The sequence below is a fragment of the Pseudomonas sp. P1_A1 genome (genome assembly GCF_056406935.1).
On sequence record NZ_JBFTZE010000011.1, the window covers coordinates 115984 to 138281 of the forward strand.

Below are 22298 nucleotides of genomic sequence, written 5' to 3' on the forward strand. Positions count from 1 at the left end.
TGAGTATCTACAAATGTCTTCCAGCACGAGCAAAGGCAAAGCGATTTTTCGCGTTGTCAGCGGTAACTTTCTCGAAATGTTCGACTTCATGGTCTATGGCTTTTACGCCACGGCCATTGCCAAAACCTTCTTTCCCGCCGATAGCGCATTTGCTTCCCTGATGCTGTCTCTGGCCACTTTCGGGGCCGGTTTCCTGATGCGTCCACTGGGGGCGATTTTCCTCGGCGCCTACATCGACCGCCACGGCCGCCGCAAAGGCCTGATCATCACGCTGGCGATGATGGCCGCCGGCACAGTGCTGATTGCCGGTGTGCCGGGTTATGCCACGCTGGGCGTCGCGGCGCCGCTGATCGTATTGTTCGGCCGCCTTTTGCAAGGCTTCTCGGCGGGCGTGGAACTGGGCGGTGTGTCGGTGTACCTCGCCGAAATATCCACACCGGGTCGCAAAGGCTTCTTCGTCAGTTGGCAGTCCGCCAGCCAGCAAGCCGCGGTGGTATTCGCCGGCCTGCTCGGCGTGGGTTTGAACCACTGGCTGAGCCCCGACCAAATGGGTGAGTGGGGCTGGCGCGTGCCGTTCCTGATCGGCTGCATGATCGTGCCGGCGATCTTCGTGATCCGCCGTTCGCTGGAAGAAACCCCGGAATTCCAGGCGCGTAAACACCGCCCTACCCTGCGGGACATCGTCCGCTCGATCGGTCAGAACTTTGGCATTGTCCTCGCTGGCATGGCGCTGGTGGTGATGACCACGGTGTCGTTCTACCTGATCACCGCCTACACCCCGACCTTCGGCAAAGCCGAGCTGCATCTGTCGGATCTGGATGCGTTGCTGGTGACGGTGTGCATCGGCCTGTCGAACTTCTTCTGGTTGCCGGTGATGGGCGCGCTTTCCGACAAGATCGGACGCAAACCCCTGCTGCTGGGTGCGACGATTCTGGCGATCCTCACGGCTTATCCGGCGCTGTCATGGCTGGTGGCGAATCCCAGCTTCAGCCATCTGCTGATCGTCGAGTTGTGGCTGTCGTTCCTGTATGGCTCGTACAACGGCGCCATGGTGGTGGCCCTGACCGAGATCATGCCGGTGGAAGTGCGTACGACCGGTTTCTCCCTGGCCTACAGCCTGGCGACCGCAACGTTCGGTGGTTTCACCCCGGCGGCCTGTACGTACCTGATCCATGTGCTGGACAACAAGGCAGCGCCGGGGATCTGGCTCAGTGGCGCGGCGGTGCTGGGGCTGATCGCGACACTGGTGTTGTTCCGTGGCAATCGGCATGCGTTGCGCACGGCGCAAGCGCAGATCGTCGGCGGCGCTCGCTAAAAGGCATGCAGCCAAGGCGGCCCCTCTGCGAATCTGGTCTCAAGCCATGTCTTGAATGCCATGAGCGTCGCCGGTGTGAACGCGACTGACGCACGTACCAGATAAATCCCGCTCTGGGCTTCCAGATCCCACGCCGGCAGAACGCGCACCAACTGACCGTTGGCAATCTCCCGGCTCATCAGCCACTCGCCGGCGCCCAGGATACCGACGCCGGCCTTGGCCGCAGCGAGCAACGCTTCGCCATCGTTCGAGGTCACAGTCCGAAACCCTCGGCAACAGGGCCACAGCAAGGGCCAGGATGATCAGTGCCACGGCGACGGCAAACGTTATCCGCATGCCGCTGGCGACGGCTGCGGCAGACGCGGTGGTGATGTCTGTCGTCGCCGAAGCAAGCGCAAACACAGCACCCATCACCGAAGCTCCAGTGATCAGGCCGAGATTGCGCGACAGGCTGAGCATGCCGGAAATCACGCCGCGCTGGTCCGGGCGGATGTCGGTCATGATCGCGGTGTTGTTGGCCGCCTGAAACAACGCGTAGCTGGCCGTGATCACCGCGATAGGCGCGAGGTAACCGAGGAGGCCGAACCCCGCTGGCATCATTGATAAAGCACTCGCGCCGAGCGCCATTGTCGCGAGTCCGAGACGGGTCATGCGCCGAGTGCCAAAACGGTCCACCAGGCGACCGGCCGGCACGCCGCTCAATGCAGCCACCAACGGGCCGACCGACAAGGCGAAACCGACAAGTGCCGTACCGAGGCCAAGCGCACCCGAGAGATAAAACGGCCCGACCACCAGCGTCGCCATCATCACCGTCGAAACGAGCGCGCTCATGGCCAGGCTGGCGCTCAATCCCGGTTGGCGGAACAGCGCTAATGTGATCAATGGCGATGCGACCGTGGCCTCAACGAAGATGAAAAGCCCAACGCCGAAAACAGCCGCCAGCAGCAGCGCGATATTGAGCGGTCCAAAATCACCGTGCCCGATCGTCATGGCCAGCGCGTACGCTGCGAGCGTCAGCGCCAGCAGCAACGTGCCGGCCTTGTCGAACCCCACCCGCCCCGCTTTCACTCGCCGAACATCCGCCGGTAAATAGCGATACGCGAGCCAGATATTCAGCACACCCAGCGGTATGTTGATCAGAAAAATCGCCTGCCAGCCAACGCCGGCAATCAACATCCCACCGAGCGACGGCCCCAGCGTGGTGCCGATCGCCGACATCGTTCCGAGCAACCCCATGGCGCTGCCGGTCTGCGCTTTCGGCACCGTCTCACCGACAAACGCCACGGTCAGCGCCAGCATGATCGCCGCCCCAAGCCCCTGCACCGCCCGTGCGCCGACCAGCCACCCAAGCGACGGCGCGACACCGCAGGCCAGCGATGACAGGGTAAAAATGGCGATGCCCACCAGTAGCAAACGCCGACGGCCGAGCATGTCGCCAAGCCGTCCGACGCTGACGATCAGCGTGGTGATCGCCAGCAGATACGCCAGCACAATCCACTGCACGTGCTGGAAGGAAGCATCGAACGCCTCGGCCAACGTTGGCAAGCCTGCATTGGCGATGCTGGTGTCGAGTGAAGGCATCAGCATCGACAGCGAAAGGCTGGCGAGCGCCCAGCGCACCGAACCTGATTGAGTGATGGATTTCATTATCTGGCCACCGTCTGAAAGGTAGATCAGCAGCGTATGCCCGCGTGTGACAAGGCGGAAGGCGCAGCATTTGCACTTGATAGATGCGTTTGACGCCATGTCAGCCCTGCGCCGTGCTAACGTTGCGGCATGACCACTCCCGATCTCAATCTGCTGATTACCCTGGACGTGCTGCTCGCCGAAGGCAGCGTCGCCCGCGCCGCCCAACGACTGCGGCTGAGCCCGTCGGCCATGAGCCGGGCGTTGGCGCGGTTGCGCGAAACCACGGGCGACCCGCTGCTGGTCCGGGCCGGACGCGGCCTGGTGCCAACGCCCCGAGCGCTCGAATTGCGCGAACACGTCAGTCGATTGGTGCAAGACGCCGAAGCGGTTTTGCGCCCCGCCGAACAGCTCGACCTCAAGCAACTGGTTCGAACATTCACGCTGCGCACCAGTGACGGTTTCGTCGAAAACTTCGGCCCGGCGCTGATCGCCCGCGCCGGTGAGGAAGCCCCCGGCGTGCGTTTGCACTTTGTGCAGAAGCTGAGCAAGGACAGCGCCGCACTTCGCGACGGTACCGTTGACCTGGAAACCGGTGTGGTCGGCGGCACGACCAGCCCGGAAGTGCGCACCCGTGCATTGTTTGAGGATCGTTTCGTGGGCGTCGTTCGCACGGGGCATCCGCTGAGCCAACGCGAGGTCAGCGCCTCCCATTACGCCGCTGGCCGGCACATCCTGGTCTCACGGCGCGGGCTCGATAAGGGGCCGATGGATGAAGCGTTGGAAGCGCTGGGACTGCAGCGGGAAATCATCACCGTCGTCGGCGGTTTCTCGGCCGCGCTGGCGCTGGCTCGCGCCTCGGACCTGATCGCCACCGTGCCCGCCCGACATACCCAAAACCTGCGCACCGGCCTGCACAGTTTCGAGCTGCCGTTCGAGCTGCCGCCGATCACCATTTCGATGCTCTGGCACCCACGGATGGATGCCGACTCGGCGCATCGCTGGCTGCGTGAATGTGTTCGAGAGGTTTGTGCGCAGCCCTGAGGAACCCTCAACCCTTCCTTTTCTGAAGCCCCTTCAACCGCACACTAGCACGCTGCGCCGCCGCCATTTTTTCCGGACGCTTCATGCGCTTCCATTTTCTGATGTCGTCCTTGGTGCGACCACAACTGACACACAGCTCACCACTCAACTGGCAAACGGAAATACACGGATTTTCGATATCCTTGGCCACGGCTCAACCTCGCGTCGAGCGTTTGGGCGCCAGGCGTTGCTGCCAGTTGCCGCCATTGGCGCGCTGACATTGCTCCTCAGAATCAAACTGCACATGGGCCGCGACCGGGATGACGAGAACGTCCGCTTCATTTAATGCTAAGGCCGTCAGTTCAACCATGCGCTCGCCCTGCCCGCTCGCCAGCGCCTGATCCTTATGGGCCTGGGTATCGAAGACCCAAATCACCCGCAGGCTGGAAGGAAAAACCTCGTAATCGATTTCGTGGGTCAACCAGCAAAACCCGACTATTTCCGCTTTGGCTGTTTCGCACGCCTCGGTCAGAGTGGCGACCAGGCGACGCTCGAGGTGTGCCTGATCGCGTTTGCTTAAAGACATCGGGTGGGTCCTTGGGTGGCGTCAACGGAAAGGTCCATCATACGATACCGTTCAGCGAAAAACGGTGGAGCAGTCCTGAATTCGGGTTGATCTGGAAGCTTCTGCGTCTGCGCTGTCGTCTTCGCGGGCAAGCCACGCACAGGTTTTGTGTTGAGCTGCCGAAAGCTGCGATCTTTTGATCGGCTCCATCTCGACGACTCAGATAAAAGACTATCCCTATCACCCCCCAATACTCCCCCTATTAGCTGACTGCTTTATAGGCGTCTAACCTTACTGGAGCGCTGGCGTCAGCCGGCCGGTTGAGACCTGAGAAGAGATACGAATGAGTCAGGAAACGTACTAGGCTTGCCGTGGGCCACCGTGCTGGCAACTCGATTGCCGCTATCCGGATTTCCCGTATGACCACGACGATCAATTGATCGCACGGCTGCAGCCTATGTCATTGATTCCGCTCGTCGCTATTGCGTGCCCAACCCCGGGCCGGATAGCCGGATGAACACGACCAAAGGTAGCGCACACATGGCAAATGAATCGAAATGCCCGTTCAATCACGCCGCCGCTGGCGGTGGCACGACGAACCGCGATTGGTGGCCCGACCAACTGAATCTGAAGATCCTGCACCAGAACTCGCGGCTGTCCGACCCCACGGACGAGGGTTACAACTACGCCGAAGCGTTCAAAAATCTGGACTTTCAGGCACTCAAGCAAGACCTGCATGCACTGATGACCGACTCGCAAGACTGGTGGCCTGCGGACTTCGGCCATTATGGGCCGCTGTTTATTCGCATGGCCTGGCACAGCGCCGGTACGTACCGCGTCGGTGACGGTCGTGGTGGCGCCGGCTCCGGTCAGCAACGCTTCGCACCGCTCAACAGTTGGCCAGACAACGTCAGCCTCGACAAGGCGCGCCGGCTGCTTTGGCCGATCAAGCAAAAGTACGGTCGCAACATCTCCTGGGCCGACCTGATCGTCCTCACCGGCAACGTCGCACTGGAGTCCATGGGCTTCAAGACCTTTGGCTTTTCCGGCGGCCGGCCAGACGTCTGGGAACCGGATGAGGCCGTCTACTGGGGCACCGAAAACAAGTGGCTGGCAGGTGACACCCGCTACGAAAAAGACAAAAAAGAACCCATGCAAGAACCCGGCGAAGGCCCTCTCGTCGCTGAGCCGGGGGAAAATGAGGACAGCCGCACCGAGGGCGGACGCATCCTGGAGAATCCGCTCGCCGCCGTGCAAATGGGCCTGATCTACGTCAACCCGGAAGGCCCGGAAGGCAAACCGGACCCGGTCGCTGCCGCGATAGATATCCGCGAAACCTTCGGGCGCATGGCAATGAATGACGAAGAAACCGTGGCGCTGATCGCTGGCGGCCACGCTTTCGGCAAAACCCACGGCGCCGGCCCTGCCGACAACGTCGGCGCCGAGCCCGAAGCCGCTGGTCTCGAACAACAGGGCCTGGGCTGGAAGAGCAAATTCGGCAGCGGTAAAGGCGGCGACACCATCACCAGCGGCCTGGAAGTGACCTGGACCACCACGCCCACCAAATGGAGCAACAACTACCTGGAAAACCTGTTCGGCTTCGAGTGGGAACTGACCAAGAGCCCGGCGGGTGCCAACCAGTGGACGGCGAAAGGCGGTGCCGGCGCGGGCATCATTCCGGATGCTCACGACCCGTCCAAGCGGCGTAATCCGACCATGCTGACCACAGACCTGTCGCTGCGATTCGACCCGATCTATGAACCGATTTCGCGGCGCTTCCTCGCCAATCCGGACCAGTTGGCCGACGCCTTCGCCCGCGCCTGGTTCAAACTGATCCACCGCGACATGGGCCCCCTCTCCCGTTACCTCGGCCCGGAAATGCCCAACGAAGTACTCCTGTGGCAAGACCCGATCCCACCGGTCGACCATGCCTTGGTCAACGACAGCGATGTCGCCACACTCAAGGGCAAACTCCAGTCCTGCGGCCTGAGCGTCTCGCAACTGGTGTCGACCGCCTGGGCAGCGGCCTCCACCTTCCGCGGCTCCGACAAACGTGGCGGCGCCAACGGCGGACGCCTGCGTCTGGCCCCGCAGAAATCCTGGCAGGTCAACCAGCCTGAGCAACTGGCAAGCGTGCTGGCGAAACTCGAGAGCATCCAGAACGAGTTCAACAGCGCGCAAACCGGCGGCAAGAAAATCTCCCTGGCCGACCTGATCGTGCTGGCCGGTTGCGCCGGCGTCGAACAAGCGGCAAAAAACGCCGGCCATACCATCACGGTGCCTTTCACACCGGGACGCATGGACACCTCGCAAGAGCAAACGGACGTTGAATCCTTCGGCTACCTCGAACCCGCTGCCGATGGTTTCCGTAACTACCTCAAAACCCGCTACAGCGTACCGGCCGAAGCCCTGCTGATCGACAAGGCGCAACTGCTGACCCTCACCGCGCCAGAAATGACCGTGCTCATTGGTGGCCTGCGCGTGCTGAACACCAACGTCGGCCAAACCCAACACGGCGTGTTCACGAAGCAACCTGGAGCGTTGACCAACGACTTCTTCAAAAACCTGCTCGACATGGGCGTGGAATGGAAACCAGTGTCGGAGACCAATGAAGAGTTTGAGGGACGCGACCGCAAAACCGGCGATCTCAAATGGACGGGGACGCGTGTTGATCTGGTGTTTGGCTCGAATGCACAGCTGAGGGCGTTGGCTGAGGTTTATGCCAGCAACGACGCGAAGGAGAAGTTTGTGAAAGACTTCGTGGCGGCCTGGGTCAAGGTGATGAATCTGGATCGGTTTGATCTGAGGTGATGCTGGCGCTCAATCCAGCGTGAAAAAAGCCCACTGACCGTTACTGGTTCAGTGGGCTTTTTATTGCTTGGCCCTCAGGCTCAATCCCAAGTGGAACCGAAGCACTAGCGACAAAGGTTTTTCCCAACTAGGGTTGTCTGTGTCATTGCGATTAAACCACCGATCGCAGTGGCGCATCACCGACGTGGCGAACCGAAGGAGCCAGATCAATTGATGAGGTCTTTGTGTGTCGCAGTCGCGTTCGTAGCGCCCATCGTGTTGTCCACCACGGTCACGGCTGAAGTACTTGCGCATAAGACAGCGCTCGCTTTTGTTGCTCAAACCCATGTGGGTGACAGCCTGCCAACACTGGCACTGTTGGCGGCGAAGAAAACGCAAACCTTTGCGATGCTCATTGAAAAGTTAGGGAGTGAAAAAGCACACAGTGCCGTATCGAGCGAAATTGACGCGCTACTTCCGCAGTACCAGCCGAAATGGAATCAAAATCTTGCTGCGGCTTATGAGAAGTCTTTTACTGAAGAAGAGCTTTTATCACTCACGTCTGAAGGCCAGGCATCCAAATACGCTGGCAAAGTGCTGGAGCGGCGAATTGACATCGGCAGAGACATGCAGTCCAGCTCTACCCCGATACTGATTGCCCTTGTATCCGAGGCACTCAAGGCGGCCTATTCCAAGCATATTCATTGAAGCGGTCTTGATTCCCCCTGCCATCAGCTTGTCCGAAGAAAACCAACGCCTCCCAGTGTGGAGGCGTTGTGCTTTTTGCTGATCGCAGGACGAGACTAAACGGGAGAGATCGTGGCCAGCGCACCAATCAAAATGGTCAACACCAGAAATCCACCCAGGAAAATCGCCATCTTGCCCATGGGGCCTCCTACGCTATGAGTATGCGGTGCAGCGGTTACCGCCACTGCTGATCGTGCCGTCATTGTGAGCCGCGGGCTGATCCCATTACAGATGCAGATAGCCAAGAAAAATACGGATCAGATCCGATGCATCAATCCACAATGAACAACTTCGCACCGCTAGTGGTAAACGAGCGATGCCCCTCAGCATCGTTGCCCACCTGATAGCTCATTCCGGCAGTCAGCGTGAACTGGCGGCCATCTTCCAGTTCTGTGTGTAACTCGCCTTCCAGGCACAACAGGATATGACCTCTCCAGCACCAGTGATCGGCCAGATATCCGGGGCTGTATTCAACCATCCGTACACGTATCGAACCAAACTGGCAGGTCCGCCAATAGGCCATGCCCGTCTGGCCGGCATGCTCGACCGGTTCGATCTTCGACCAATCGGTAGTCCCAAAGGGGATGGCGGTAAGGTCCATTATTGCCTCATCAACGTGGAGTGAGTACGGACCCTATCAATCGGGCCACGCTGCCGATAGACACAGATAGCCCGCATTTACGGAATACAGGCTGGAGAGCAAAAACTAGTTGCCCCGCCCACCACCAAACGACCACTCATCTGCCGCGGTCGTGGTAATCACCACCATCACGTCCTCAGAATCGATGCCCGGCGCTCGGCCCAGTCTCTCGACCAGGTTGCGATAGAAACGCTGTTTCGTCTCGATGTCTCGAGGGCGACCGGCAGTAATCGCGATCAGCACAAAGTCATGGCTGCGCGGACCGCCCAGGTAGTTGGGGTCAAAGATCAGTTCGCCCACTTCATGTTGGTGAATGACCTGGAACCGGTCGGCCATCGGCACTTCGAAGCTTTCTACCAAGGCGTCGTGCAGCCCTTGTGAGAGGGCCTGTAAATACTCGGCAGACTTTCCCCGGTGCAGTGAAATACGGGCAAATGGCATTAAGACCTACTCCTGAAAATCCAACTGACCGGGAAAAACTATCAAGTCGCGATCATTCCGAATATCAGATTTAATAGCGGCCTTAGTCCCGAATTAATGGATGATTCGATGCGCCGTCCGACCTTCGATCTTGATGTGCTGCGTACTTTCGTGACCGGCGTGGAGTTCAACAGCTTTGCCAAGGCGGCGGATCGCCTCAATCGCTCGACGTCTGCCGTGAGCGCACAACTCAAGAAGCTTGAGGAACAGGTAGGTACGCCAGTGCTGTCAAAATCCGGTCGAGGGCTGGTGTTGACGCCGGTGGGTGAAACCCTGCTCAGCCATGCACGCCGACTGCTTGAACTGAACGACAGCATTTTCCAGACCCTGCACGAAAGCCAGACTGCCGCCACGGTACGCCTGGGGCTTCAGGAAGACTTTGGCGAACACTTTCTCAGCGACATTCTGCGACGCTACATCAAGATGTACCCGATGGTGAGCCTCGAAGTCAGGATCGCGCGTAATACCGAACTGCTTGCATTGATCGACAGCGGTGGCCTGGACCTGGCCCTGTCTTGGGACACAGGGCACAAGTCCCCCTACGCCACGCACCTGGGTGAAACGCAGATGCACTGGATCGGGCCTCGTGACGCGCCCCCCATCAACGGCTCTGTCGATTCCCCCCTGCCATTGATCATGTTCGACGCCCCTTGCGTGTTGCGCAGCGCGGCCACCCAGGCACTGGATGAAATGCAGATTCCCTGGCGAATCGCGCTGACCAGCCCCAGCGTTGGTGGAATCTGGGCGGCCGTTGCGGCCGGTTTAGGCCTCACAGTGCGAACCCGCATTGGACTGCCAGCGCATCTTGCCGTTATTGCCGGTCTACCCCCGCTGCCGACCCTCGGCTATGTGCTTTATCGAGGAGCAGAACACTTGGCGCCTGCCACCCGACAATTGGCTGCGTTGATACAAACGAGTCTGGAAGAGCAGTCGTTCAGTATCGCTGGCGGAGTCCCCGAGACGGTAGCGAATAACTAACGAGCCTGCGGATCAACCTGACCCAACAGGATATTGACGTCAAAAAACAGAAATCGCGCGATTACAGCTGAGGGGGTGAGTGTGAAACATAGCCCTATGATTTATATAGAGTTTTAAAAAAGTCGGCATTGGTAGCGCAGACTTACCCAGAGACCTCTATTATTCCGTTATCGGCGAATTCGGCCTAATCACTGTTATGCGTCAGCGACAAAACAAGCCCTTAATCAATAATTATGGGAGGGTAACATGTCGATAAAAAAAACAACTGCCTTACTCGTGCTGGTTTTTAGCTTTTTTGGAGTAACGAGTTGCGCCGGCATCAGCAATCATTCAGAAATCACAAGCGAAAGAAATAAGAGCATTGTTCCTGATATTGACTATTATGACCTTGCATACAACATAGACATTATTGTGCTTCCTGCAGAAATAAAAATTAAAGAAAATGCAGATATAGACAAGAACATTTCAGACGAATTACAAATGTCAAACTGGGGTAATAGTATCAAGAATGCGACCCAGAAAGAAATCCATAACAGTGATCGCTTTATCGAATTTGGAAATTACAGCGGCCGCATTGAAATAAGCACAGAAGTATCTTCAGTATCTACAAGCAACGCCCGGAGTGGAGCTCGATCAAAAAGCAATGTTATTTACACATATAAAGATTTAGTGTCAGGAAAAATACTTTCCAAGCACGAGAGCGCCATTGAATTAATAGCTCCACCCTCTGCCATACCAGAAACCAGCAATAGTTTTTCTTACAGCCTTGATCAACTGACATATGCTATTGCTCGCGAGGCGATTTTTGGCCTCATTCGATTGTCGCCTGTTGCCGATATCCAGCTAACGCAGAAGCAAGTGAAATTTTATAATTCAAATATTAAAAGAAAACCCAACCAAATTATTAGCTATGTGCCGATCGATAGTCTCATTCACATGAACAAAAAAGAACTAAACTCTGCTTTTTCAATGGCTAAGAAAACGCAAAAAAATAGTAATAAATCGACGAAGAAAAACAAGCCAACCGTTAGAGTAGACACCGTCTCCGCTCCCGCTACCCGCCCTCTGAAACCTGGCACAGCTAGTGAGACCCCCACCGCAAACACCGTTACATCGAGTAAAAACCCTGTCAGTCAGAACTCAAGCCAGGCTGCGACTGAAACTAAAACAGACGATAACAGTTCAAGCAGCATTACTAGCTCATTGGAGCCATTGAAGGATGACACCATTAAAAACGACGCGCCAAGTTATGACACCAGCAGACCTCAAATGGATGTATCGGCAGAGCAAGAAAGAGCAATGGATGAATGCTTGAAGGAGGAAAAAGCAAAGTTACAGGGATCGACAGGCAATGCCGCCTCACGCACCGGATATACAGCCATCCCGGTACGCTATCAACCTCAAATCAAGGTATCGGCAGTGCAAGAAAGAGCAATGGATGAATGTTTGAAGAGGGTAAAAGCAAACTTACGGTGAGCGACTGGCAATGCGGCTTCACGTACCGGATATAAAGCCGCGCCAAGACGCTATCAACCTCAAAGCAAGGTAGAGGCAGAGCAATGGATGAATGGACGACATTGAAGCGGCCGGCCCAGACTTCGCCGTACCCCCGGGTTTCCAAGCGATGCCGGTTCGCCCCGCGACTCAACAGAAATAGCGAAAGGCTGGCACCCGATAGGGGGGAATGTACACCCCATGGTCGGGGCAGATCTGCCCAAGCGCTGGCAATCCGCTATGACCCCAAAAACCTAATCAGACGACTTTTGCAACGCTGCCTCAGACTGAGCCTCGATAAACTCGAGATAGGGTGTACCATCAGGCTCTGTCCATCAGATATTAGTCAGTCATGCCCACGCTAAGCGAAGAGAGCCGCCAGATCGTAGCTTCTCTGGCGCACCGTGTTGGCCCCGACGCTGACATTGCAAGGGTCGCCCAGGCGATCGTTTCAACCTTGCAGGATATGGAAGCAGCCCTCACGCCCATCATTGGGCCGCAAGGGGTTGCCGCGCTGTACCGCCGCAGCCTCCAGCTGTGCGCTTGTGCTCATCCGCGCCTGGCCGGTACCTATGACCGCGTGCAGGCCGCGCTGGATCTGGCTGCCCTCAAATCCGTACTCGTTGAACAAAGCGAAGCCGATGCGTTGTTTTTCGGTGAAGTGATGCTGATCACCTTCTACGAACTGCTGACCACGCTGATCGGGCCCTCGCTCACCGCACGGTTGCTTCGTGACGTGTGGGAACCTTCTTTGAGCGACACCCCATCGCAGGAAAATTCGCCATGAGCACCAAAGTGACTATCAACCGCTTGGCCACCGGCGTGCCAGGATTGGACGAAGTGCTGGGCGGAGGTTTGCCGGAGTTTTCGTTCAACTTGATCGCCGGCCCTCCCGGCTGCGGCAAGACTACCCTCGCTCACCAGATGATGTTTGCCCTGGCGACGCCCGAACGTCCGGCGCTGTTCTTTACGGTGCTTGGCGAGCCGCCGCTGAAGATGCTGCGCTATCAACAGCAATTCGACTTTTTCGACAATGAAGCGATCAACCATTCGATTCGCTATATCAACCTGGCTAACGATACCCTCGCCGGAAATCTGGACGAAGTGCTGCGGCGCATCGTCAGCGAGGTGGAGGCACACTCTCCGTCACTGGTGTTCGTCGACTCGTTCCGTTCGGTGGTGCTGGCCAGCCAAACCCAGGACAACCCCAACAACAACCTGCCGCAGTTCGTTCAGCAACTGGGCATGTTGATGACCACCTGGCAGGCGACGACCTTCCTGATCGGCGAATATTTCACCGAAACCGACACCAACCCGATTTTCACCGTGGCCGATGGCCTGATCTGGCTACGTCAAAGCGTCCAGCGCAACTCCATGGTACGCAAGATGGAAATCATGAAGATGCGCGGCCAACCGACACTGCCGGGGCTGCATACCTTCCGCATCGCGACGTCGGGGATCAAGGTCTTTGCTCCAGCGGCACCCAACCCGGTTGAAGCGCCGCTGGAGTTCCCTATCAAGCGCCTGAAGATGGGCGTGCCGCAGCTCGACGAGATGCTCGGCGGCGRCCTGCCCCGTGGTTATTCCTTGCTGGTAGCCGGGCCGTCGGGCTCGGGCAAAAGCATTCTGGCCGCGACATTTCTCGCTGAAGGCGCGCGCAATGGCGAAACCGGCGTGATCGCGGTGTTCGAACAGCGGCCCAATCACTCCCAGAATGCCACCCTCGCCGGCCTGATCCAGAGGGGCCAGGTCGGTCTGGTGGACAGCCGGGCCCCGGACCTCTCCATCGACGAAATCGTGCAGTTGCTGTTGAGCGAGATCACCCGGCTGAAAGCCACTCGCGTTGTCATCGATTCGCTGTCGGGCTTCGAACTGGCGCTGGCGCCGACCTTCCGCGAGGACTTCCGCGAGTCGCTGTCACGCATGGTCACCGCGCTGACCGGCGCCGGGGTCAGTGTGTTGATGACCTCCGAGCTGGAAGACCGCTACACCGATCTGCGGTTCAGTCCTTACGGCACCGCCTTTCTCACCGATGCGATCATCGTTCAGCGCTATATTGAAGTAGAGAGCCGCTTGTTGCGGATCATGGCCGTGGTCAAGGTCCGAGCCAGCGCCCATTCAGATCAGTTGCGCCAGTACCACATCGACGATAACGGCCTCCAGATCGGCGAAATGCTGCCGGACCAGGAGGGGCTGCTCGGTGGTCGACCGACAAAACAACGTTCAGGAGCGGTACGTACAGGGGATAAAAATGTTTGAGCCCGACTCATGAGTAAAGCCGGTGGCAAGAATGAGCGTGAGATGGCCAATGCTGCTCACGAACTCTTCCTGCTTGGACAAAAGACTGTTGAAGCGCGCGCCGTACTGGCAGCACTGCAAAAACAGTTGAGCGACGCCAGCAGCCGGTTGGTGGATACCCAGCAGGTCGAGCAAGTGATCGAGGCCAATCAGCAGCTGGTACTGGCGATACTCTTGGCGCAATCAGACGCTGTCCCCCCCCCCTCGTCTGGAGGAGCAGCGTTTGTACCAGCAATTGCGCGAGGCTAATGCGCAGCTGGTAATGGCTGCGCTCAGCGCTCAAGACCTTCAGGCTACAGCCGAGCGCGCATTGAGCCAGCAGAAAAGCGTACTGGCGATGGTGGCCCATGAGCTGCGAAATCCGTTAACACCTATCAGCATGATTGCAGAGCGTATGGTTCGACTGCCTAGCGACCAACTGCCGCGAATGCGTGAGTTGATTGAGAGTCAAGTACAGCATATTTCGCAGCTGGTCGACGATCTGCTCGACGTCTCCCGCGCCAGCACGGGCAAGCTGCGAATCAATCGCCGCGATGTCGACATGATGCAAATTCTGATTGAGGCTGTTGATGCGTGTAGTCCTGTGATGATCGCGCAACAGCAGCAGTTCGACGTCCATCTTCCAGATGGCACCTTGATGGTGAATGGTGATTCAGGACGCCTCGCTCAGATTCTCCACAATCTACTGGCGAATGCGGCCAAGTACACTCCGGCCGAAGGCAGAATCAAGCTGTCTGCCACGGTAGAGACCGACGTTCTGAAGATAAGTATTTCCGACAATGGAATCGGCGTTTCGGCTAAAGCACTCCCTTTTATTTTTGACCCTTATGTTCAAGACGAACACGCCATAGGTTTCAACGGCTCCGGCTTGGGCATTGGGTTGACCGTCGTTCGGGAGCTGGTCGAAGCACACGGGGGCAAGGTCACCGTCACGAGCGAGGGGAATGGTAAGGGAAGTGAGTTCGTGGTGATGCTGCCGCTGGTGAGCCATTGATGCTTCTTTAGAGCTGATCGACAGAAAACTACTGCTTGTATTTGGATCAAGCTCTCTTTGGAAGGTCATATGAAAACTATTAAAGGGGCGTTGTTCGTCATTCTTATTGTTGCCCTGGCCGTCGGGGCGTTTAACTTGATATTCGTGGCAGTGTCTGGCTACTTTGGGCCGTTCTACGAGAATGAGGCAGACCAAAGTCGGAACTTTGCAATTTGGCTTTTGGGTAATGCGGGGGTTGGGTTGCTTTCGGTTGTCATGGGTGTCGTTTTGTATCGGCGATATCTGCGCAGGGCACGACACGCAAACACCACGAACTCGTAGGAGCTGCCGAAGGCTGCGATCTTTTGATCTTTCGCCCACAAAAAAGCCCACTGACCGTCACCGGTTCAGTGGGCTTTCCGATTACGCTTCTACTTACAAAGCCATATCCGTCGCAGCATTCTCTTTCACAGCCTTAGGCTTCTCAGCCGGAGCAGCAGGAGCCGCTGCCTGACCAATCACCGGCGGCGGAGTCAGCTCCAGCACCTTGGCGGTGTAAGCCCACTCTTGAGCCACTTTCTCAGGGCTGTTGTTCAGCTGAGTGCCATAGCTAGGCACGATCTGGTGCAGTTTTTCCTGCCAGGCTGGGGTGGCAACCTTGTCCTTGAACACTTTCTGCAGCACGGTCAGCATGATCGGTGCGGCAGTCGATGCGCCTGGCGATGCGCCCAGCAAACCGGCGATGGTGCCGTCAGCGGAAGCAACGATTTCGGTACCCAACTTCAGCACGCCACCGGCGGCTTCATCACGCTTGATGATTTGCACGCGCTGGCCGGCTTGCCACAGGCGCCAGTCTTCGGCTTTGGCGTTCGGGAAGTATTCTTTCAGGGCATTCATGCGGTCTTCGTCAGACAGCATCAATTGGCCTGCGAGGTACTCGACCAGTGGATATTCCTTGATGCCGACGCGGGTCATTGGCCACACGTTGTGCGTGGTGGTGGTGCTCAGCAGGTCCAGGTACGAGCCTTCTTTGAGGAACTTGGTGCTGAAGGTCGCGAATGGGCCAAACAGAATGACGCGCTTGCCGTCCAGGACACGGGTGTCCAGGTGCGGAACCGACATTGGCGGTGCGCCAACGGAGGCTTTGCCGTAGGCCTTGGCCAGGTGTTGTTCGGCGATGGCCGGGTTATCGGTGACCAGGAACGAGCCGCCAACCGGGAAACCTGCGTATTCCTGGGCTTCAGGAATGCCGGACTTCTGCAGCAGGTGCAGTGCACCGCCGCCCGCGCCGATGAACACGAACTTGGCGTCGGTTTCGGTTTTGGTGCCGTCTTTCAGGTTCTTGTAGCTGACGCGCCAGCTGCCGTCTGCGTTCTTGGTGATGTCTTGCACTTCGCTAGACAACTTCAAGTCGAACTTCGGCGTGGTTTGCAGGTGCGCGACGAACTGGCGAGTGATCTCGCCAAAGTTCATGTCGTTACCGAGCGGGCTCCAGGTGGCCGCGACTTTCTGGTTCGGGTCACGCCCTTCCATCATCAGCGGAACCCACTTCTTGATCACAGCCGGATCTTCGGAGTACTGCATGCCGGCGAACAGCGGGCTCGCTTGCAGGGCTTCGTAGCGCTTTTTCAGGAACTTGATGTTGTCATCGCCCCACACAAAGCTCATGTGCGGAGTGGAGTTGATGAACGAACGCGGGTTCTTCAGCACGCCTTGCTGAACCTGCCAGGCCCAGAACTGACGGGAGATCTGGAAGGCTTCGTTGATTTCAACGGCTTTCGTGATCTGAACTTTGCCGTTCTCGTCTTCCGGGGTGTAGTTCAACTCGGCCAGGGCGGAGTGACCGGTACCGGCGTTGTTCCAGCCGTTGGAGCTTTCCAAGGCGACGCCATCGAGGCGCTCGACCATTTCCATCGACAAGTCGGGTTCCAGCTCATTGAGCCATACACCCAGCGTTGCACTCATGATGCCGCCGCCAATGAGCAGCACATCAACTTTCTTTGCCTCCGCGTAAGCGGACGTGATCCCCATCGACAAAGCCAGCCCCAGCAGGGCCGTGTTCAGTTTCTTAAACATCTGTAGCACCTATGATAAACGCCATCCGCCTCCAACCCTCATTCATGAGCAACCCAGGTTCACGGGTACGCAGGCAGCGTGCCGCGGGTTTCTGCATTCAGAAAGATTTGAAGGTGGGCACACAAGGCCGACGTGTCTCCATCGACCTCAGTTATATGTCCCTCGTGCACTGACTTCTTATCATTATTGGCTCAGCTACTTGAGCGACATTGATTCTGTCGCACGTCTGTGGACGTACGAACCGAATAAGTCAAACCAAGTTAATGCGACAGAATATCACGCCTCGGCCAGCCTGCGCGCCCGAAAGGACTCAACAGTCTAGACGGGACGAGACCCGCGTTCGGCGTTTTTGCTCAAACGATCCAGCACAAACGCCTTGGCGTTGCGCGTCATTTGGTCGAGATGCCGGTCGCGTTGCTTCTCTGCATCGATCATTGCCCGCTTGCCGTGTTTTTGCAGCAGATACGTATGTATCTGCCGCACCTCCAAAGAACTGTAGATCGAGGTGACATCCAACAAGCCCATCAGGCCCTCAGTGGCGTGATCCCGGGTGTTCATCAGCACCTGAGTGCCGCGCACGCCCAGTACCTGGAAGCCCATCGACTCGAACCAGGGCACCTTGGCGACGGTACACGTCAACTCGGCATGCGGGTAGCGGCCGAGCATGTCTTGCAGCATCGTCCGCGCGATGCCCTGTCGCCGGTGACTGGCCTGCACCGCCATGTACGCCACGCCGCAGGCCTCGGGATCGTCCTTGACCGGCAGGTACAGCAAAAACCCGATGACCTCCTCGGGATCTTCGTCATCCATGGCGACGATCAACTCGACCGAAATGCCTTTGGCGCCGCCGAGCGCTTCCAGGTAGAGATGAACCTCATAACCCACCGCGTATTGATAGACGTTGTACAACGGGTTGCTCGGCGCGATGCCTACCATGCTGATGTCGGTCAGGTTGTCGACGACCATCTGCAGAATCTGGCTGTTGATGGGCTCCGGGCATGGAGTGGCAAAGTGGGTGAGCTGGGGCATTGCGTTTCTGACTCCGGATTAAGGCTGCCCGGCTATTGTCACAGATCGAGCCCCTTACAGGAAAATCACCGCTGCGGCGCGACGATGCGGAAGCGGATGTCGATGTCGTTGGAGACCACCGTATCGGCCCACTCCCCCTCCCCGATCTTGAAGTCGCTGCGTTTGAGAATGATGTTGCCATCAAAAATCCCGATGGCCTGCTCCGGCTTCAACAGCACCTTCACCTGCAATTCACGCGTCATGCCCCTGAGGTTAAGTTTGCCGGTGATCAAAAAGCGTTGATTGCCCAGCGCTTTCACCCGGGTCGATTCAAAGGTCGCCACCGGATAGTCCGCCGTGTTGAACCAGGCAGGCTTTTGCAATTCGGCATTGGCATCGCTGCTGCCGGCGTCGATGCTGGCAAGGTCGATGGTCATCCTGGCGTGGGCCGCGGTGGGGTTTGCTGTGTCGAAATCGAGCGTGGCGTCGAATTTGCCGAAGGTGCCGTACACCCTCGAACCGAATTGGTTATAGGTGAAGGAGATCTTGCTGGCAGTGGTGTTGACCCGGGTGTATTCAACGGCTTGGGCACAGGGCAAGACGCCGATTGTGAGGATGGCGAGCAATGCGGCTAAACGCGGGAATCGAAGAGGCATGGAATTCTCCGGGTGGAACGTCCTTCAGGGATTGAAGTGCCGCCCCCCCGTGTGGCTGCGATAGCTGGACTTAAGCAAATATTCGATATTTATTCCAGCCAGACAGGAAAGCCCTCGGCGTTGAGGGCTTTCCTGATTTCTTCAAACGATAGCTCCCTCACCCGACGGATCAGGCGCTCGGGTGGGTGTGGTAGATCTTGCTGACGATGCTCCACTTGCCTTCTACCTTCAGCAGGTTGAAGAAATCGGTGAAGCGAAACCCCGAGACGTTGTCGGTATCGACCCGCGCACTGGCAGCCGTGCCGACGATGTCGATGCGCACGATAGCGGCTTTGGCTTCCGGGGACGGATGGAACGCGTTGTCGATAACGTCGTAGAGATTCTGGATCGCGCCGCCAACGAGCTTGTCGCCATCGACACCAAACATAGTGGCTTGCTCGTTGAAGGCGGGTTTCATCAGCGCGCTGTCGGCCTTGGCGCCACCTTCGTTGTACTGGTTAAGCACATCGACAATCGCGTTATATTCCTGAACGTAAGTAAGACTGCTCATTGCGTGACTCCTGATAAGTAGCTGACATGGGTTAATGCGCGGAACCTGTGGGAGCGGGCTTGCCCGCGAAGAGGGAGTATCAGTCGACATTAATGTTGCTTGGCGCTCCGAATTCGCGGGCAAGCCCGCCCCCACAGGTATTGCGTTTTACTGACTGGTTTTACTAAACGGCGCTTAGGTTTTCTGCACCACTCGGGCAACTGAAGGCTCGATGCTGACCTTTTCCCACTTGGCGATGACCAACGGGGCAATCGCATTTCCCAGCACATTCAGGGTGGTAGTTCCGCTGTCGATAATCCTGAAGATCCCGGCAATCAACGCGACCCCTTCCAGTGGCAGACCGGCAGACGCCAACGTGGCAGACAGGATGATGATGGCGAACCCGGGAACCCCGGCAGCCCCTTTGGACGTCAGCACCATCGTCACCACCAGCAGTATTTGCTGGGACAGCGACAGGTCGATCCCATAGAGTTGCGCGACAAAAATCGTCGCCACGCCAAGGAAGATCGAAGCGCCATCCAGATTGAATGCATACCCCACTGGCACCACAAAACTGACGATCCGTCGCGGCACACCATAGTGTTCCAGCTTGCTCATCAGCTGCGGCATGACCGACGCCGACGCAGCGCTGGAGAACGCCAGAATCAGCTCATTACGGAAATACTTGATTAGTTTGAAAATATTCTCGCCAATCAAGTAGCAAATACCGCCGAGCACCACCAAAGCAAAGAAAATCAGTGCCAGGTACACCACACCAATCAACTTGAGCAACGGCAACAGCGAGGCAAAACCGAAGGTCGCCACGGTAGCGCCGATCATGCCGAATACCCCGATCGGCGCATAAGCCATGACGATACTGACAACTTTGAACATGGCATCAGAGATGCCTTGAACCACCGCCACCACCGGCGCGCTTTTTTCTCTGGGGAGCGTGTTCAATGCCAAGCCGAACAGCACGGCGAAGAACAGCACCGAAAGCAACTTTGCTTCCGACATCGCGACAAAAACGTTATCGGGAACGATGTTCTGCAAGATAACGAGGGCACCCTTCGAAGGTTCCATGTTGACCGATGCGGTGCTGTGGGAAATGCCCGAAATATCAGTGCCGGTGCCAGGCTCGAAAATATTCGCGAAACACAACCCCATCACAATGGCCAGGCCGGTAATCGCAAAGAAATAACCCAGCGACTTGACGCCCATGCGACCAAAGGACTTGTTATCGCCACCGCCGGCAATCCCCAGGATCATGCAACAGAACACAATGGGAACCACGACCATCTTCATCATCTTGATAAAGATATCGCCAAGGGGTTTGAGGATTTCAGCGCTTATCCACACTTGATAATGCGGGTGTGTATTGAAGTACCAACCAACGAGCACGCCAAGCAACAGCCCGGCAACTATTTGCCAAACCAAAGGGATACGTTTCATGTCTAGCCTTTTTGTTGGAATGAAAGGACTGCATTACGTAGCAGTTGCTAGAGTCATGAGCTTCCAGCTCATTTGAAATCGAATGGCACAACGAGGCTGTGCCATTACTTCTATTATTTTGCGAAGAGCTGGCTCATATCCTTGAACGCCTTGAACTCAAGTGCGTTACCACACGGATCGAACAGGAACATCGTGGCTTGTTCGCCGACCTGCCCCTTGAATCGAATGTAGGGCTCAATCACAAACTCGGTGCCGAAGGACTTCAGTCGCTCGGCCAGGGCTTCCCACTGCTGCCACTCCAGGATGATGCCGAAGTGCGGAACCGGCACGTCGTGCCCGTCTACCGGATTGCTATGCACGCTCTCTTGGGAAGCGGTCTTTGGGTGTTCATGAATAACCAGTTGATGACCGTAGAAATCAAAGTCGACCCACTGCGTGCTGGAACGTCCCTCTTGCAGCCCGAACACTTCACCGTAAAAGGTGCGTGCCGCCGCGAGGTCATAAACAGGGATCGCCAGGTGAAAAGGAGAAAGGCTCATAGGAACTCCAATCAAGGTGTTTTTATCGGTTTTGTTTTTTAATACGGAGCCATCGTAGAGCTGCAGAACCAGTAAAAAAATCAATATATATTTCTTAGAAACACAATTAATATTTATGAATGATCAAAGAACTGAAAACACTCATCGCCGTCGCGCGGGAAGGCACCTTTGCCGCTGCCGGGAACAGGATCGGGCTTACCCAGGCCGCCGTAAGCGCGCAAATGCAACGTCTGGAGGCCGAGCTGGGTTTCCAGATTTTCGACCGCAAGGGCCGCTCGGCTCACTTGAACCGGATGGGGCATCAAATACTGCTGCAGGCGCAGGAGCTGCTTCGCCTGTATGACAATCTGGGTTCCACCACAGTCGGACTGCCGGCCAGCGTTCTGGTGAACATCGGCGCCATCGCTTCAGTGCAGCGCTCGTTCTTACCCGATGCTCTCGCCAAATTTCACCAACAATGCCCGCAATGCCGAACCCGGGTGATCCCGGGGCTGTCGATGGAGCTGGTCAACCTGGTGGATGCCGGCGAGATCGACATGGCGGCAATCATTCGCCCGCCCTTCTCGCTGCAAAGCGATCTGCGCTGGACGACCCTGGCCCTTGAGCCCTACCGGCTGATCGTGCCACGGGATGTGCCCGGGGAAGACTGGTCGGAATTGCTTTCCAGCCACCCCTTCATTCGCTATGACCGATCATCCTTTGGCGGCAGGCAGGTCGATCGTTTCTTGCGGCAGATGCATTTCAACTTGCGTGAAGTGTGCGAACTGGATGAACTGGAGGCCATTATCAAGCTGGTCGAAAATGGCGTCGGTGTAGCGCTGGTGCCGCAGACAGCGACCCATCAAGATTGGCCCGCCGGAGTACGCGCGCTGGACCTGGGGCTGCACACCTTCCATCGTGATATCGGCCTGGTCCATCGGGCATGGCAAAGCTTTACCGAGCCAGTGCGGGTAATGGCTCAACTGATTGGTGAGCAGGTCCCTGCTACGGTCTAGTGTCAGGCAGTTATGCCATAACGCGATCCGTAATTGAATGGACTCGCCCAAACCGAGGCGTCTGTGCGCCACGGCTTGGGCGAGTCCATTCAATTACAGGTCGCATTACAACTT

22 protein-coding genes and 2 pseudogenes are annotated in these 22298 nt (G+C 57.2%); 12 read left to right on the top strand and 12 right to left on the bottom strand.

The window, feature by feature from the left end:
• Positions 1 to 13: 13 nt before the first annotated feature.
• On the top strand, positions 14 to 1315 hold the full coding sequence (gene tcuC / locus AC1D2Q_RS17980; RefSeq protein WP_477814037.1) for a tricarballylate/proton symporter TcuC: 1302 nt from the start codon (positions 14 to 16) through the stop codon (positions 1313 to 1315).
• On the opposite strand, the pseudogene AC1D2Q_RS17985 reads toward tcuC, so the two are convergent.
• A pseudogene (locus AC1D2Q_RS17985) lies at positions 1312 to 1575 on the bottom strand (LysR substrate-binding domain-containing protein); the annotation flags it as partial. The gene tcuC and the pseudogene AC1D2Q_RS17985 overlap by 4 nt on opposite strands.
• Positions 1571 to 2962: pseudogene (locus tag AC1D2Q_RS17990) on the bottom strand (MFS transporter); the annotation flags it as partial. The pseudogenes AC1D2Q_RS17985 and AC1D2Q_RS17990, both read right to left, overlap by 5 nt.
• Positions 2963 to 3091: 129 nt before the next feature.
• Here AC1D2Q_RS17990 and AC1D2Q_RS17995 point away from each other — a divergent pair.
• Positions 3092 to 3985, top strand: a complete 894-nt coding sequence (locus AC1D2Q_RS17995; protein ID WP_477814038.1) for a LysR family transcriptional regulator — start codon at positions 3092 to 3094, stop codon at positions 3983 to 3985.
• 7 nt (positions 3986 to 3992) lie between these two features.
• On the opposite strand, the gene AC1D2Q_RS18000 is transcribed toward AC1D2Q_RS17995, so the two are convergent.
• Entirely contained in the window at positions 3993 to 4175 is a 183-nt protein-coding gene (locus tag AC1D2Q_RS18000) for a DUF1289 domain-containing protein (RefSeq protein WP_081626539.1), read from the bottom strand.
• Between the two features lie 3 nt (positions 4176 to 4178).
• Entirely contained in the window at positions 4179 to 4550 is a 372-nt protein-coding gene (locus AC1D2Q_RS18005; RefSeq protein WP_477814039.1) for a hypothetical protein, read from the bottom strand.
• Between the two features lie 492 nt (positions 4551 to 5042).
• On the opposite strand from AC1D2Q_RS18005, the gene katG reads away from it, so the two are divergent.
• Positions 5043 to 7340 (top strand): catalase/peroxidase HPI, encoded by a 2298-nt coding sequence (gene katG, locus AC1D2Q_RS18010; RefSeq protein ID WP_477814040.1) that lies wholly within the window; start codon positions 5043 to 5045, stop codon positions 7338 to 7340.
• Positions 7341 to 7595: 255 nt separating this feature from the next.
• Entirely contained in the window at positions 7596 to 8027 is a 432-nt protein-coding gene (locus AC1D2Q_RS18015) for a hypothetical protein (protein ID WP_477814041.1), read from the top strand.
• Positions 8028 to 8337: 310 nt separating this feature from the next.
• Here AC1D2Q_RS18015 and AC1D2Q_RS18020 read toward each other — a convergent pair whose 3' ends face one another.
• Complete coding sequence (locus tag AC1D2Q_RS18020; protein ID WP_305411942.1) at positions 8338 to 8667, bottom strand: DHCW motif cupin fold protein; 330 nt, start codon at positions 8665 to 8667, stop codon at positions 8338 to 8340.
• Between the two features lie 105 nt (positions 8668 to 8772).
• Positions 8773 to 9147, bottom strand: a complete 375-nt coding sequence (locus tag AC1D2Q_RS18025) for a tautomerase family protein (RefSeq protein WP_204124335.1) — start codon at positions 9145 to 9147, stop codon at positions 8773 to 8775.
• Positions 9148 to 9255: 108 nt separating this feature from the next.
• Between AC1D2Q_RS18025 and AC1D2Q_RS18030 the strand changes: the two genes are divergently transcribed.
• The 7 genes from AC1D2Q_RS18030 to AC1D2Q_RS18060 all read left to right on the top strand — a co-directional run bounded on the left by AC1D2Q_RS18030 (position 9256) and on the right by AC1D2Q_RS18060 (position 15271).
• Positions 9256 to 10164, top strand: coding sequence for a LysR substrate-binding domain-containing protein (locus AC1D2Q_RS18030; RefSeq protein ID WP_477814042.1), 909 nt, complete (start codon positions 9256 to 9258; stop codon positions 10162 to 10164).
• 246 nt (positions 10165 to 10410) lie between these two features.
• Complete coding sequence (locus AC1D2Q_RS18035; protein ID WP_477814043.1) at positions 10411 to 11640, top strand: hypothetical protein; 1230 nt, start codon at positions 10411 to 10413, stop codon at positions 11638 to 11640.
• A gap of 370 nt (positions 11641 to 12010) precedes the next feature.
• A complete protein-coding gene (locus AC1D2Q_RS18040) occupies positions 12011 to 12445 on the top strand; it encodes a hypothetical protein (protein ID WP_477814044.1) in 435 nt (144 codons plus the stop codon).
• The gene (locus tag AC1D2Q_RS18045) at positions 12442 to 13917 is read left to right on the top strand and encodes an ATPase domain-containing protein (protein ID WP_477814045.1); all 1476 of its coding nucleotides are present in this window, start codon (positions 12442 to 12444) and stop codon (positions 13915 to 13917) included. Before AC1D2Q_RS18040 ends, AC1D2Q_RS18045 begins: the two co-directional genes overlap by 4 nt.
• A gap of 9 nt (positions 13918 to 13926) precedes the next feature.
• Positions 13927 to 14205 carry a hypothetical protein gene (locus AC1D2Q_RS18050; RefSeq protein WP_477814046.1) on the top strand — a complete coding sequence of 93 codons (279 nt, stop codon included), beginning with the start codon at positions 13927 to 13929 and terminating at the stop codon, positions 14203 to 14205.
• Positions 14180 to 14950: a sensor histidine kinase gene (locus AC1D2Q_RS18055; RefSeq protein ID WP_477814047.1), complete on the top strand. Its 771-nt coding sequence runs from the start codon at positions 14180 to 14182 to the stop codon at positions 14948 to 14950. Before AC1D2Q_RS18050 ends, AC1D2Q_RS18055 begins: the two co-directional genes overlap by 26 nt.
• A gap of 69 nt (positions 14951 to 15019) precedes the next feature.
• Entirely contained in the window at positions 15020 to 15271 is a 252-nt protein-coding gene (locus AC1D2Q_RS18060; RefSeq protein WP_477814048.1) for a hypothetical protein, read from the top strand.
• Between the two features lie 93 nt (positions 15272 to 15364).
• On the opposite strand, the gene mqo is transcribed toward AC1D2Q_RS18060, so the two are convergent.
• The 6 genes from mqo to AC1D2Q_RS18090 form a co-directional block, all read right to left on the bottom strand.
• Complete coding sequence (gene mqo / locus AC1D2Q_RS18065; protein WP_477814049.1) at positions 15365 to 17005, bottom strand: malate dehydrogenase (quinone); 1641 nt, start codon at positions 17003 to 17005, stop codon at positions 15365 to 15367.
• Between the two features lie 318 nt (positions 17006 to 17323).
• Positions 17324 to 18034: a GNAT family N-acetyltransferase gene (locus AC1D2Q_RS18070; RefSeq protein ID WP_477814050.1), complete on the bottom strand. Its 711-nt coding sequence runs from the start codon at positions 18032 to 18034 to the stop codon at positions 17324 to 17326.
• Positions 18035 to 18099: 65 nt separating this feature from the next.
• Positions 18100 to 18669, bottom strand: a complete 570-nt coding sequence (locus tag AC1D2Q_RS18075) for a YceI family protein (protein WP_477814051.1) — start codon at positions 18667 to 18669, stop codon at positions 18100 to 18102.
• A gap of 169 nt (positions 18670 to 18838) precedes the next feature.
• Positions 18839 to 19219: a nuclear transport factor 2 family protein gene (locus AC1D2Q_RS18080; protein ID WP_477814052.1), complete on the bottom strand. Its 381-nt coding sequence runs from the start codon at positions 19217 to 19219 to the stop codon at positions 18839 to 18841.
• 174 nt (positions 19220 to 19393) lie between these two features.
• On the bottom strand, positions 19394 to 20650 hold the full coding sequence (locus AC1D2Q_RS18085) for a cation:dicarboxylate symporter family transporter (protein WP_477814053.1): 1257 nt from the start codon (positions 20648 to 20650) through the stop codon (positions 19394 to 19396).
• A 113-nt stretch (positions 20651 to 20763) separates the two neighbouring features.
• Entirely contained in the window at positions 20764 to 21189 is a 426-nt protein-coding gene (locus tag AC1D2Q_RS18090) for a VOC family protein (RefSeq protein WP_008013629.1), read from the bottom strand.
• A gap of 119 nt (positions 21190 to 21308) precedes the next feature.
• On the opposite strand from AC1D2Q_RS18090, the gene AC1D2Q_RS18095 reads away from it, so the two are divergent.
• Positions 21309 to 22184: a LysR family transcriptional regulator gene (locus AC1D2Q_RS18095; protein ID WP_477814054.1), complete on the top strand. Its 876-nt coding sequence runs from the start codon at positions 21309 to 21311 to the stop codon at positions 22182 to 22184.
• The last annotated feature ends 114 nt before the right edge of the window (positions 22185 to 22298 follow it).

Bases quoted from the DNA above. Each gene is read 5' to 3' on its own strand.
- tcuC (WP_477814037.1), top strand. From the start codon at position 14: ATGTCTTCCAGCACGAGCAAAGGCAAAGCGATTTTTCGCGTTGTCAGC.
- AC1D2Q_RS17995 (WP_477814038.1), top strand. From the start codon at position 3,092: ATGACCACTCCCGATCTCAATCTGCTGATTACCCTGGACGTGCTGCTC.
- AC1D2Q_RS18005 (WP_477814039.1), bottom strand. From the start codon at position 4,550: ATGTCTTTAAGCAAACGCGATCAGGCACACCTCGAGCGTCGCCTGGTC.
- katG (WP_477814040.1), top strand. From the start codon at position 5,043: ATGAACACGACCAAAGGTAGCGCACACATGGCAAATGAATCGAAATGC.
- AC1D2Q_RS18020 (WP_305411942.1), bottom strand. From the start codon at position 8,667: ATGGACCTTACCGCCATCCCCTTTGGGACTACCGATTGGTCGAAGATC.
- AC1D2Q_RS18025 (WP_204124335.1), bottom strand. From the start codon at position 9,147: ATGCCATTTGCCCGTATTTCACTGCACCGGGGAAAGTCTGCCGAGTAT.
- AC1D2Q_RS18030 (WP_477814042.1), top strand. From the start codon at position 9,256: ATGCGCCGTCCGACCTTCGATCTTGATGTGCTGCGTACTTTCGTGACC.
- AC1D2Q_RS18035 (WP_477814043.1), top strand. From the start codon at position 10,411: ATGTCGATAAAAAAAACAACTGCCTTACTCGTGCTGGTTTTTAGCTTT.
- AC1D2Q_RS18040 (WP_477814044.1), top strand. From the start codon at position 12,011: ATGCCCACGCTAAGCGAAGAGAGCCGCCAGATCGTAGCTTCTCTGGCG.
- AC1D2Q_RS18050 (WP_477814046.1), top strand. From the start codon at position 13,927: ATGAGTAAAGCCGGTGGCAAGAATGAGCGTGAGATGGCCAATGCTGCT.
- AC1D2Q_RS18060 (WP_477814048.1), top strand. From the start codon at position 15,020: ATGAAAACTATTAAAGGGGCGTTGTTCGTCATTCTTATTGTTGCCCTG.
- mqo (WP_477814049.1), bottom strand. From the start codon at position 17,005: ATGTTTAAGAAACTGAACACGGCCCTGCTGGGGCTGGCTTTGTCGATG.
- AC1D2Q_RS18070 (WP_477814050.1), bottom strand. From the start codon at position 18,034: ATGCCCCAGCTCACCCACTTTGCCACTCCATGCCCGGAGCCCATCAAC.
- AC1D2Q_RS18075 (WP_477814051.1), bottom strand. From the start codon at position 18,669: ATGCCTCTTCGATTCCCGCGTTTAGCCGCATTGCTCGCCATCCTCACA.
- AC1D2Q_RS18080 (WP_477814052.1), bottom strand. From the start codon at position 19,219: ATGAGCAGTCTTACTTACGTTCAGGAATATAACGCGATTGTCGATGTG.
- AC1D2Q_RS18085 (WP_477814053.1), bottom strand. From the start codon at position 20,650: ATGAAACGTATCCCTTTGGTTTGGCAAATAGTTGCCGGGCTGTTGCTT.
- AC1D2Q_RS18090 (WP_008013629.1), bottom strand. From the start codon at position 21,189: ATGAGCCTTTCTCCTTTTCACCTGGCGATCCCTGTTTATGACCTCGCG.
- AC1D2Q_RS18095 (WP_477814054.1), top strand. From the start codon at position 21,309: ATGATCAAAGAACTGAAAACACTCATCGCCGTCGCGCGGGAAGGCACC.